The following is a 12226-nucleotide window of genomic DNA, read 5'->3' as shown; positions in this document are numbered from 1 at the left end:
CCACCGCCGTCGCCAATGGCGACCTGTCGCGGAAGATCACCGTGGACGTGAAGGGCGAGGTGCTGGAGCTCAAGAGCACGCTCAACACGATGGTGGACCAGCTCCGCGCGTTCGCCTCCGAAGTGACTCGCGTCTGCTCCGGGCCGTCCCCACCTTTGCCTCTCAAGAGGAGGTGAGGACCGATGGCTTTCGACGACACGCCGTTCGAACGGCGCTCCATCATCAGCGGCATGCGCGTGCGCGCTTCGGACGGTGCCCTGCTGGGGTACGTGGCCCTCATCGGCCAGGAACACCTCTACGTCCGGCGCTCGCCCTTCAACCGGCACTGGAAGGAAGTGCCCCTGTCTGCCGTGGGACGGGTGCTCCAGGGCGCCGTCATCCTGCGCGAGGGCACCGGCCCGCTGACGAAGGCGGACCCGACGTTTCACGGGGAAATCCCGACCCAGACACACCCCCTGGCGTTGATACCGGGGACGTCGCACGTCTGACGTCGGACGCCGGGAGGTCCGGAGCCGGACACTCGGGTGCGGCGCGCGAACCTGAAGTGTGATTCAACCCGGCCCCATGGCCACCTCCATCGAAGACCTCTCCCAGAGGGTGTCCGCGGCCTTCGCGGACCGCACGAAGCTGAAGGACGCGGACACCGTGGCGGCGGTGCGCGAAACGCTGGCGCTGCTGGATGCCGGCGAGCTGCGCGTCGCGGAGAAGGGCCCCGAAGGCTGGCGGGTGAACGCCTGGGTGAAGGAAGCCATCCTCCTGTTCTTCGCGGTGTCGGAGATGCGGGTGATGGAGGTGGGCCCCTTCGAGTTCTACGACAAGGTGCCGCTGAAGAAGGGCCTGGAGGCCGCGGGCGTGCGCGTGGTGCCGCCGGGCACCGTCCGCTACGGCGCCTTCGTGGAGAAGGGCGCGGTGGTGATGCCCGGCTACGTGAACATCGGGGCCCGGGTCGGCGCGGGCACCATGGTGGACACCTGGGCCACGGTGGGCTCCTGCGCGCAGGTGGGCCGCCACGTCCACCTGTCCGGCGGCGTGGGCCTGGGCGGCGTGCTGGAGCCGCCTTCCGCGACGCCCGTCATCATCGAGGACGGGGCCTTCCTGGGTAGCCGCTCCATCGTGGTGGAGGGCGTGGTGGTGGAGGAGGAGGCGGTGCTGGGCGCCAACGTCGTGCTGACCGCGTCCACGCAGATCATCGACGTCACCGGCCCGGAGGAGCGCGTCTACAAGGGGCGTGTGCCGGCCCGGAGCGTGGTCATCCCTGGAATGCGGGAGAAGGAGTTCCCCGCCGGGAAATACATGGTCCCCTGCGCGCTCATCATCGGGCAGCGCAAGGCGTCCACGGACCAGAAGACGAGCCTGAACGCGGCCCTGCGGGAGTTCGCCGTCCCCGTGTGAGGTCGGAAAATCCGCTGTCACCGGGGGCGCGTATAGAACCTCGGTGACCCTCGCGGTCCCAAGAACCCATGGAACACCTCGACGACATCCTTCCCGAGTGGCTGCTCGGGACCCTGGAACCGGCCCGACGGGACGCCGCGTCCCGCCACCTGGAAGGCTGTGCCCGGTGCCGGGCGGAGCTGACCCGACTGGCGCCGGCCGTGGATGCCCTCGGGACGCTGGTCGTTCCGGTGCAGCCCCCGGCCGAAGCCCTTCCCCGTCTGATGCGGGAGATGGAGGGCCCCGGCCGCTTCGCCCGCTGGGGCGGGCAGGTGGCCGCGTTCCTGGATGTGACGAAGGAGCGGGCGCTGTCGCTGCTGGAGTCCATGGCGGATCCGAACAACTGGATGCCGGGCCCGGTGGACGGCGTGGAGCTGATGCCGGTGGAGGCGGGCCCCGCGCGCGAGGGGATGATGGCGGCCATCGTGCGGCTGCTGCCCGGGGCGCGCTACCCCCGTCACACCCACCAGGGCCGCGAGTGGAACCTGGTGCTGGAGGGCGGCTTCCGCGAGGACAACGGCCATGAGGTGTGGCCGGGCGAGGAGCTGGAGAAGACGGACGGCTCCATGCACGACTTCACGGCCCTGCAGGGGCCCGCGTGCATCGCCGTCACGGTGCTGGACGGCGTGACGGCCTTCGAGGATTTGTAGGACGCACGAGGCCCGACGGGCGGCGTGCTGGGAGCGGGCGGAGGCGGGGAGTATGGTGGGCCGCGCATGGCTTCCAACGACCTCGCCGCCCGTCTTGCCCATACGACGCTCGAGTTGTGCCGCATCGACAGCCCCATTGGCCACGAGGGTCCCATCGCGGACCACGTCGAGGGCTGGGCGCTGCGCCACTTCCGCCGTGAAGAGGTCTTCCGCGTAGGCCACACGCTGCTGCTGGGGTCGCTGGACGACCCCCGGCCCACGGTGGCGCTCATCGGACACCTGGACACGGTGCCCATGCATCCGGGTGACGTGGGCCGTGTGCCGCGCATCGAGGGCGAGCGCGTGCACGGCCTGGGCGCGTCCGACATGAAGGGCGGCCTCGCGGTGATGATGGCGCTGGCGGAGGACCTGCGCCGCGACACGCTGCCCGTCAACGTGGCCTTCCTGTTGTACGAGCGAGAGGAGGGGGCCTACGCGGAGAGCGGCCTCATCCCGCTGTACGCGAAGCGGCCGGACCTGTCGCGCGTGCGCTTCGGCATCGCGATGGAGCCCACGGACGGCGTGGTGCAGGTGGGCTGCGTCGGCAGCATGCAGGTGACGGTGCGCTTCAACGGGCGCAGCGCGCACTCGGCGCGGCCGTGGCAGGGGGAGAACGCCATCCACAAGGCGGGCCCGTTCCTCACGGAGTTGCTGGGGCGCGAGCGCGTGGAAGTGAACGTCGCGGGCTTCCCCTTCTACGAGGTGATGAGTGCGACGCTGGCCAAGGGAGGCCGGGCGCGCAACGTGGTGCCGGAGGCGTTCGAGCTGAACCTCAACTACCGCTTCGCCCCGGGCAAGAGCGTGGCCCAGGCGAAGGAGGACGTGCTGGCGCTGGTGGCGGGCCGCGCGGAGGTGGAGTTCACGGATGCGTCCCCCAGTGGACCGGTGGCGGCGGGCAACCCGCTCTTCAAGCAGTTGATGGCGCTCACGGGGCTGCCGGCCGCGTCGAAGCAGGCGTGGACGGACGTGGCGCGCTTCGGTGAGTGGGGCGTGGACGCGGTGAACTTCGGGCCGGGTGAGACGGCGCAGGCGCACCAGCTCCACGAGAGCGCGCCCATCGCTCCGCTCGCGGTGGCGTACGAGAAGCTGGCGGCGTTCCTGAAGGGCGCGGTGTAGCGAAGCGTTGAACCGTGCGCGCGGGGGCCGGATTCTCGGCCTCGCGCGGTGGTGTTCGCGCATGCATTCGTTGGATGGCGTGCATCTGCGCGGGGGCGCATGGGTTGACTTCATGCGGTTGCGCGTACGCTTCCAGGTGTTTTCGAACCTGGAGGTTGTTGATGAACGCTGAAACGAACGCGCAGGACCCGAACGAGACCCCGTCGCTGTCCAACACCCTGACGTCGGTGGGTGAGGCGACGTCCGCCACGCCGTCGCGCCGTCGCGCTTCCGGGACGCGCAAGAGCGCGCGCAAGGCCTCCACCCGTCGCAGCGGTGTCGCGAAGCGTGCGACCACGAAGCGCGCCTCCGCGAAGAAGGCAGTCGGCAAGCGTCCCTCCGCGAAGAAGGCCGCGGGCAAGCGTGGGACGGCGAAGCGCGCCACCGCGAAGCGTGGGACGGCGAAGCGCGCCACCGCGAAGCGCGGAACGGCGAAGCGCGCCACGGCCAAGCGGGGGGCCCGCAAGTCGCCGGTCCGTCGCGCCGCCGCCGGCCGCACCGCGCGCAAGACGACCGCGAAGCGCGGCACGACGGCCCGGAAGAACACCCGCGCGGGCGCCCGCAAGAGCCCGTCGCGTCGCTCGCCGCGCCGCTAAGAATTTCGCTGGTGGGAGGTGGGGAGGGTAGCCGTCCCGTGAAGGGATGCGCGCTCCCCGCGCCGCGAGGCCGCGCGCAGCGGCTGCGACCGCCGCCTCTATACTCGGCGCCAATGGCCTCCTTCGGCTCCTTCAAGCTTGGCGTCCCGCTCATCCTCTTCCTGGGTGGATGCGCTGCTTCCACTCCACCCACCATCATCGCTCCCGACGCGGAGATGGCGCGAGGGCCGTGGTCGGAAGTGCCCTCCGTGGTGATGCCCGCGGGGGATGCTTCCATCCCGATAGACCTCCTGCGGGATGTGGCGGAGGCGATGCTGAAGCTTCCGGGGGCGAAGGCATGTGACGCGGGAACGCGGCGTCCCATCGCGGGGTTGTCCACGGAGTACTGCTCGACCGTGTATGTGGCGGGCAGTCGTGACTCCTTGTTCTGGCGGGTGGCAGAACCCATCCGGGGGAGCCACGAAGCCTGCAAGCCATTCTTCGTGGTGAAGGACGATGACTTCCCGTCTTCGCAGGTGTGGGTTGTAGGCTATGTCCACAACCATCCATGTGCTGCGGCCCCGTCTTCTCAGGACCTCAGCGTCTGGCCTACGGACGTGCTCAAGCCCTTCGTGTCCATGGCGGAAGTGCGTCTGATCCCTGGGAATCCTGCGCCGGCGCTCTTCAAGAGCTCCGCCATCGAGATGGCCTCGGCGCTGGTGGCGGAGCGCCAGGATGGGACTCGCCTCTTCCTGCGCTACTTTCCCACGGGCGAGGTCCAGCAGTGGAGCGACGTCCGGGCTCGCTGGGTCACTTTGGGAGTCTGCGCCCCACGCAGCGCGCGCCCACCCTTCCGGAGCGTGGCGCCCGAATGTCGCACCGGTGGGTTGCAGTTACTCCGTGATTAGGTGTGGAAAATGATCAAGGCATTGACGCTTGCTGGATGGGTCGCGGTGCTCCACGGATGTGCTGCGCCCGCTGCTGCCTGGAAGGGCGAGGTGACGTGGCCGGACGAGAATTCGGCGAGGACTGTTGCTGAGTCCATGGAAGCCGGTGCCGCGCTCGCCGCGGCGGGCGCCATCCGCGAGGTAGTGCGGACCAACCCGTTTCCGAACCTGTTCGCGGGGTGCTCAAGCCCGGAGCAGGGCTTGGATGTCTCCGTTTTCACGGGCCCAAAGCCCGACTTGTACTTCGTGGTCGTGGACCAGCGTTTTCACCGCTGCGGCGGCCCTAGCGGACGCGTTCTTGACTGGTGGGAGGTGTATGCGGTGACGCCCCAGGGTGTCGTGGTCGCGAAGGCTCCGACTCCGGCTGGCGAGGACCCTTCGGATTCATCGCCACCCGGGAAGGCACCGCCTGATGCCGGGTCCTCTCCGGACCTGGAGGCCGCTCCGCTCGCACCGAGCGCCCCACCTGCCTCGCCTTCTCCGGCTACGCCCAAGGCTTCCCCTGGGTCGCCGTCACCCGCCCAGCCGGCGCCAGAGCAGCCCCGCCCGGAAGGTCCGTGAAGGTCCGCCGCTGGATGCCTTTTGCCTGCCGTCCCGCACCGGCCGTGAGTGGCGGAAACGCCAATCCATGACGGGTTCCCGCCAATCCGGAAACAAATTCATGACGGACAGTGGGTGAAGGTCAACCCAGTCCGCTATTCCTAATTCCCGAGATTGTTCAAATTTTCCCGGGCACCACGTTTAGCGTGGAGTCGGGTTCCCAACACCACTACAAAGGTCGCGAGTCCAACGAGGGGTACCCATGTCCAAGGCGCGTCACAAGCAGCCATTCGAGCTGCCCGATTTCTACGTTCCCTGGCCCGCGCGCCTGAACCCCCACCTCGAAGCAGCCCGCGTCCACACCAAGGCGTGGTCGTACGAGATGGGCATCCTGGGCCCTCCGAACGACGGGACGCAGCGGGAGGTCTGGAGCGAGCGTCGCTTCGACGGCATGGACTACGCGCTGCTCTGCGCGTACACGCACCCGGAAGCGCCGAGCGTCGAGCTGGACCTCATCACCGACTGGTACGTCTGGGTCTTCTACTTCGACGACCACTTCCTGGAGGTCTACAAGTACTCGCGCGACATCCAGGGCGGTCAGGCGTACCTGGACCGGCTGCCGCTGTTCATGCCGCTGGACCTTTCGCAGACGCCGCCGGAGCCCACCAACGCGGTGGAGCGCGGCCTGTGGAACCTCTGGCAGCGCACCGTGCCCACCATGTCCATGGACTGGCGCCGCCGCTTCTACGAGAACACCAAGCACCTGCTCGATGAATCGATGTGGGAGATCGAGAACATCAGCGAGGCGCGCGTCTCCAACCCCGTCGAATACATCGAGATGCGCCGCAAGGTCGGTGGCGCTCCGTGGTCGTCGGACCTGGTGGAGCACGCCGTCGCGGAGATTCCGGCCCGCGTCGTCCAGAGCCGCCCGATGCGCGTCTTCAAGGACACGTTCTCCGACGCAGTCCACCTGCGCAACGACCTGTTCTCCTACGAGCGCGAGATCCTGGAGGAGGGCGAGCTCTCCAACGGCGTGCTGGTGGTGGAGAAGTTCCTCGAGTGTGACACGCAGCGCGCCGCGGACCTGGTCAACGACCTGCTGACGTCCCGGCTCCAGCAGTTCGAGAACACCGCCGCGACGGAGCTGCCCTGGCTCTTCGCGGAGTACGGCCTGAACCCGGCGGAGCAGGCGCAGGTGATGCTGTACCTGCGCGGCCTCCAGGACTGGCAGTCCGGCGGCCACGAGTGGCACATGCGCTCCAACCGCTACATGAACCAGACCGCCGGACGGGAGAACCGGGAGCTGTCCGTCCCCCTCCCCAGCGGTCTGGGCATGTCCGCCATCAAGCTGCCGTTGACGGCTGGCGCGCTGGGCCTGGGGCCTCGCGCCCGCAGCTTCAGCCACGTCCCCCGCCAGCACGTGGGCCCGGTGAAGCTGCCGAAGTTCTACATGCCCTACAGCACGTACCTGAGCCCCCACCTGGAGCGCGCGCGGCGCAACTCCAAGGACTGGGCGCGCCGGATGGGCATGCTGGACGAGCTGCCCGGCCTGGGGCTCTACATCTGGGACGACCACAAGTTCGACGTCGCGGACGTGGCCCTCTGCGGCGCGCTCATCCACCCGGACGCCACCCCCGAGCAGCTGGACCTCACGGCGTGCTGGCTGGTGTGGGGCACCTACGCGGACGACTACTTCCCCGCGCTCTACAGCCACACGCGCGACATGCCGGGCGCGAAGCTGTTCAACGCGCGCCTCACGCAGTTCATGCCGGATGACGTGGAGGCCGTGAACGCCGCGGTGCCCACCAACCCCGTGGAGGTGGGCCTCGCGGACCTGTGGAAGCGCACGGCCGGCCCGCTCTCCGCCTACGGCCGCAAGCTGTTCCGCAAGGCCATCCAGGACATGACGGAGAGCTGGATCTGGGAGTTGAACAACCAGATCCTCAACCGCGTGCCGGACCCGGTGGACTACGTGGAGATGCGTCGCAAGACGTTCGGCTCCGACCTCACCATGAGCCTGTCGCGTCTGTCCAAGGGCGACGCCATCCCGGAGGCTGTCTTCAAGACGCGGACGCTGCGCGCGCTGGAGAACTCGGCCGCCGACTACGCCTGCTTCGTCAACGACATCTTCTCCTACCAGAAGGAGATTGAGTTCGAGGGCGAGCTGAACAACGGCGTGCTGGTGGTCCAGAAGTTCCTGGGCGTGGACAAGGACGAGGCCGTCCTCGTGCTGAACCACCTGATGACCGCTCGGATGAAGCAGTTCGAGCACCTGGTCGCCAAGGAGATCCCGGTGGTCATCCGCTCCTTCGACCTGGACACGGACGCGCAGGAGAAGCTGCACAAGTACGTGGAGCAGCTCCAGCAGTGGATGGCGGGCATCCCGATGTGGCACGCGGCGGTGGACCGCTACAAGGAATTCGAATTGCGAGACGCGGCCATGCCCAAGTTCAAGACCGGCAACATCGGCAGCCTTGGCGCGCTGGGCACGTCGGCGCTGCGAGTCGCGGAGCTGTTCAAACGCGAGCACCCCTGATTCTGGCTTTGCAGTGAACTGGCTTTGATTTTTTCAACCTAGGGAAAGGTGACCCATGTCGAACTCCAAGACGCACGATGAGAACTCGCTGAGCCTCGGGACCGCGGCGGCACGCCAGCTGGCGACGACCACCAAGTCCGAGCCCCAGATGCAGGGCATCTCCTCGCGGTGGCTGCTCAAGCTGCTGCCGTGGGTGCAGGTGTCCGGCGGTACGTACCGCGTCAACCGCCGCATGAGCTACGCCGTGGGCGACGGCCGCGTCACCTTCACCAGCACCGGCGCCAAGGTGCAGGTCATCCCGGCGGAGCTGGGCGAGCTGCCCCTGCTGCGCGGCTACGAGGACGCGGAGGTCCTCGCCGCCCTGGCCAACCGCTTCACGCAGAAGGAGTACAAGGCCGGTGAGGTCATCACGGAGGCCGGCAAGGAAGCCGACTCCATCGTCCTCATCGCGCACGGCAAGGTGAACCGCATTGGCGCCGGCAAGTACGGCGAGCCCACCGTGCTGGAGACGCTGGCCGACGGCGACCACTACAGCTACCAGGCGCTGCTGGAGTCGCAGGACTACTGGCAGTTCACGGTGAAGGCCGTGACGCCCGTCACGGTGCTCATCCTCCAGCAGTCCGCCTTCGAGGCGGTGGTGGCCCAGGCCCCGTCGCTGAGCAAGCACATCGAGGAGTTCAAGGCCCTCTCCAAGAAGAAGCAGGACACGTCCGGCCAGGCCGCCATCGAGCTGGCCGCCGGCCACAAGGGCGAGCCCGTGCTGCCCGGCACCTACGTGGACTACGAGACGTCGCCCCGCGAGTTCGAGCTGAGCGTCGCGCAGACCGTGCTGCAGATCCACACGCGCGTCGCGGACCTCTTCAACGACCCCATGAACCAGACCCAGCAGCAGCTGCGTCTGACCGTGGAGGCCCTGAAGGAGCGCAAGGAGCACGAGCTCATCAACAACCGTGAGTTCGGCCTGCTGCACAACGCGGACCTCAAGCAGCGCATCCACACCCGCCGCGGCCCGCCGACGCCGGACGACATGGACGAGCTGCTGGCCACCGTGTGGAAGGAGCCGTCGTTCTTCCTGGCCCACCCGCGCGCCATCGCCGCGTTCGGCCAGGAGTGCAACCGCCAGGGCATCTACCCCACCAGCGTGGACTTCAACGGGAACATGATCCCCGCCTGGCGCGGCATCCCCATCGTCTCCTGCAACAAGATCCCCGTCACCGAGTCCCGCACCAGCTCCATCATGCTGATGCGCGTGGGTGAGAAGAACCAGGGCGTCGTCGGCCTGCACCAGGCCGGCATCCCGGATGAGATCGAGCCCAGCCTCAACGTCCGGTTCATGGGCATCAACGAGAAGGCCATCATGAACTACCTGGTCACCGCGTACTTCTCCGCGGCGGTCCTCACGCCGGACGCGCTGGGCATCCTGGAGAGCGTCGAAATCGGTCGCTCGTAGTCCCAGGCCCCCCGCACTTCCGGAGCTCTCTTCATGGCGAATCCCATCAACAACGGCGACACCGAGCACTCCAGCCTCAGTACGGCCGGTGCACGCCAGCTGGCGACGACGACCAAGTCCCAGCCGCAGATGCAGGGCATCTCCCCCCGGTGGCTGCTGCGCATGCTGCCTTGGGTGGCGACGAACGGCGTGTTCCGCGTCAACCGCCGCCTCACCTACTCCGTGGGCGACGACCGGCTGAACTTCACCAACGTCGGCGCCAAGGTGGAGGTCATCCCCCAGGAGCTGCTCAAGCTGCCGCTGCTGCGCGGCTTCGACGCGGACGAGGAAGGCCTGACGGTCCGGGCCCTCGCGAGCCGCTTCGTGCAGAAGCAATACAAGGCCGGTGAGTCCATCGTGGAGGCGGGCCAGCCCGCCGAGCACGTGTTCCTCATCGCGCACGGCAAGGCGACGAAGCTGGGCACGGGCAAGTTTGGCGACCCCGTGGTGCTGGACACGCTCGCGGACGGCGACCACTTCGGCGATTCGGCCGTGGTGGAGTCCAACGACGTCTGGCCCTTCACGGTGAAGGCGAACACGGCCTGCACCGTGATGGCGCTGCCGCAGCAGGTGTTCGAGGACCTCATCAAGAACGCCCCCGCTCTGAGCGCGCATGTCGCCCGGTACAAGGCGAACCTGAAGAAGCCCCAGGACAAGGCAGGGCAGGCCGCCATCCCGCTGACCGCCGGCCACCACGGCGAGCCCACGCTGGCGGGCGGGTTCGTGGACTACGAGCTGAAGCCCCGCGAGTACGAGCTGAGCGTGGCGCAGACCATCCTCCGCGTGCACACCCGCGTGGCGGACCTCTACAACGACCCCATGAACCAGACCGCGGAGCAGCTGCGGCTGACCCTGGAGGCGCTGAAGGAGCGCAAGGAGCACGAGCTCATCAACAACCCTGAGTTCGGGCTGCTGCACAACGCGGACCTGAAGCAGCGCATCAACACCCGGAGCGGCCCGCCGACGCCGGACGACATGGACGAGCTCTTGTCGCGCCGTCGCAAGTCACGCTTCTTCCTGGCCCACCCGCGCACCATCGCGGCCTTCGGCCGGGAGTGCAATCGCCGGGGCATCTACCCGACGGTGGTGGACGTGGCCGGCAGCAAGATGACTGCGTGGCGCGGCGTGCCCATCCTGCCGTGCGACAAGATCCCCATCACCAACACGCTCACCAGCTCCATCCTGGTGCTGCGCACCGGGGCGGACGATCAGGGCGTCATCGGCCTGCACCCCGGCAAGCTGCCGGATGAGGTCGAGCCGGGCGTCTCCGTGCGCCGCATGGACATCAACGACAAGGCCATCAGCGAGTACCTGGTGAGCACGTACTTCTCCGCCGCCCTCCTGGTCCCCGACGCGCTGGGTGTCCTGGAGAACGTCGAAATCGGTCACTGATGTCTTGAATTGAGTTGATGCAAGACAAGACGGGCCCGGTGCGGATGCACCGGGCCCGTTTTCATTTTTCTCTCCGCGTCGCTCAGTACTTCACGCGCAGGAGGAAGATGTCGCCCCGCAGGGGCTTGAGCTTGTCCACGCCGAAGTCGGTGACGCGGTCGGTGTGGCCGTACAGCACCGCGTCGCCGTCCGGCATCAGCGCTACCGCGGGCACCGCCTCCACGCCATACAACTCACCCCGGGGCTCCGGCGTGACGCCCAGGAAGAGGTGGGAGGCCAGCGCGTGTCCCGCCGCGTCGAAGCGCTGGGTGAAGAGCTGCGCGGAGCCCAGGCCGTCCTGGCCGGTGGTCCCGTTCTCCAACCACGAGTACGTGTAGCCCACCACCAGCACCTCGCCGGAGGCCTGCACCGCGACGCCCTGCACCTGCGCGTCCGGGCCCAGGTCGCGCGCCCAGCGCTCGGTGCCGTCGGCGGCGGTGACGGCGACGAAGGGGCTGGGATTGGCCGCGCCCTTCAGCGGGGACGCCGCCCAGGAGAAGGTCCCCTGGAAGTCACCACCGGCCACCACGTCGCCCGTGGGGCTCCGGCTCACGTCCTTCACGGCGCCCTTCACGCCGGGCCGGACCTTCGCCCACCCGAGCGTCCCGTTCGCCCGGTACAGCGCCACGAATGGGCTGCCCGTCCCCGCCGCCTGCGTGGCGTTGGTGCCGAAGCGCACGGTGCCCACGTACCGTCCCGCCACCGCCACGCTGCCGTCCTCCGCCAGCGCCAGCGCCAGGGGCTGGGCGCCCGCGCCGTCGGACTCCGCCTGGCCCACGGCGAAGCTCCGCTCCGGGGTGCCATCCGCCGCGAACACCGCCACGCCCGCGCTGGGGCCCTTCACGCCCGCGCCCAGGTCCACCATGGACGGCGCCGTGTAGGCCACGTACAGCCGGCCCTGCGCGTCCGCCGCCACATCCGCGACCGTCAGGTCCGCCGGCACCTCGTGGGCCCAGAGCGTGGCGCCGTCCCCGGACAGCCTCGCGACGAAGGCCCCACCGGCCAGCTTGCCCGTGCCCAGGTCCATGAGGCCCTGGTGGTTGCCGGCCACCAGCAGGCCGCCCGCGCCGTCCGCCGCGACGCGGGCCCGGACCTCCGCGCGCAGCTCCAGGGGCGCCGTGGCCACGCGGACGTCGTAGGCCCGCGTCCACAGCGTCTGGCCCGCGCCCGAACGTCGGGTGAGCACCAGTTGCACGGAGTCGTCCGTGGGGGCCCGGGCGTCCAGGTCGTCGTAGTCGTGCACCGCCGCGCTGAAGAAGTCCCCGGACGCGTCCACCGCCAGGTCCAGCGCCAGGTCGTCCTGGGCGGAGCCTTCCTTGGACAGCCACAGCGTGGCACCCGACGCGGGCGGCACCTGCTCCGGCTCCTTGTCGGGAGGCGGGGGTTCGTTGGAGTCCGGCTCCGTGGGGGGTGTCTCCGGTTCGGTGGGGGGC

10 protein-coding genes and 1 pseudogene are annotated in these 12226 nt (G+C 68.8%); 10 read left to right on the top strand and 1 reads right to left on the bottom strand.

Annotated features, from left to right (window positions below; genetic code table 11):
* The 10 genes and pseudogenes from D7X74_RS45390 to D7X74_RS32235 form a co-directional block, all read left to right on the top strand.
* Positions 1 to 134, top strand: a pseudogene (locus D7X74_RS45390) (HAMP domain-containing protein); the annotation flags it as partial.
* 48 nt (positions 135 to 182) lie between these two features.
* Positions 183 to 488, top strand: coding sequence for a hypothetical protein (locus D7X74_RS32280; protein ID WP_120536856.1), 306 nt, complete (start codon positions 183 to 185; stop codon positions 486 to 488).
* Positions 489 to 564: 76 nt separating this feature from the next.
* On the top strand, positions 565 to 1392 hold the full coding sequence (locus tag D7X74_RS32275; RefSeq protein ID WP_120536855.1) for a 2,3,4,5-tetrahydropyridine-2,6-dicarboxylate N-succinyltransferase: 828 nt from the start codon (positions 565 to 567) through the stop codon (positions 1390 to 1392).
* A gap of 68 nt (positions 1393 to 1460) precedes the next feature.
* Positions 1461 to 2081, top strand: a complete 621-nt coding sequence (locus D7X74_RS32270) for a cupin domain-containing protein (RefSeq protein ID WP_120536854.1) — start codon at positions 1461 to 1463, stop codon at positions 2079 to 2081.
* Between the two features lie 66 nt (positions 2082 to 2147).
* Positions 2148 to 3236, top strand: a complete 1089-nt coding sequence (gene dapE, locus D7X74_RS32265) for a succinyl-diaminopimelate desuccinylase (RefSeq protein WP_120536853.1) — start codon at positions 2148 to 2150, stop codon at positions 3234 to 3236.
* Between the two features lie 161 nt (positions 3237 to 3397).
* Complete coding sequence (locus tag D7X74_RS32260) at positions 3398 to 3871, top strand: cell envelope biogenesis protein TolA (protein WP_199741941.1); 474 nt, start codon at positions 3398 to 3400, stop codon at positions 3869 to 3871.
* A 113-nt stretch (positions 3872 to 3984) separates the two neighbouring features.
* A complete protein-coding gene (locus tag D7X74_RS32255) occupies positions 3985 to 4758 on the top strand; it encodes a hypothetical protein (protein WP_233602349.1) in 774 nt (257 codons plus the stop codon).
* 841 nt (positions 4759 to 5599) lie between these two features.
* A complete protein-coding gene (locus D7X74_RS32245) occupies positions 5600 to 7873 on the top strand; it encodes a family 2 encapsulin nanocompartment cargo protein terpene cyclase (protein ID WP_120536851.1) in 2274 nt (757 codons plus the stop codon).
* A gap of 55 nt (positions 7874 to 7928) precedes the next feature.
* Positions 7929 to 9323 carry a family 2B encapsulin nanocompartment shell protein gene (locus D7X74_RS32240; RefSeq protein WP_120536850.1) on the top strand — a complete coding sequence of 465 codons (1395 nt, stop codon included), beginning with the start codon at positions 7929 to 7931 and terminating at the stop codon, positions 9321 to 9323.
* Between the two features lie 33 nt (positions 9324 to 9356).
* Entirely contained in the window at positions 9357 to 10754 is a 1398-nt protein-coding gene (locus tag D7X74_RS32235; protein WP_120536849.1) for a family 2B encapsulin nanocompartment shell protein, read from the top strand.
* Positions 10755 to 10836: 82 nt separating this feature from the next.
* On the opposite strand, the gene D7X74_RS43190 is transcribed toward D7X74_RS32235, so the two are convergent.
* Positions 10837 to 12226 (bottom strand): hypothetical protein (locus D7X74_RS43190; RefSeq protein ID WP_120536848.1); only part of this gene is annotated, 1390 nt, incomplete at its 5' end.

Origin of the sequence: Corallococcus sp. CA047B, assembly GCF_003612065.1 — a bacterium.
In the GTDB taxonomy this organism is placed as follows: Bacteria; Myxococcota; Myxococcia; order Myxococcales; family Myxococcaceae; genus Corallococcus; species Corallococcus praedator.
This window is presented reverse-complemented; position numbering and strand designations above follow the sequence as displayed.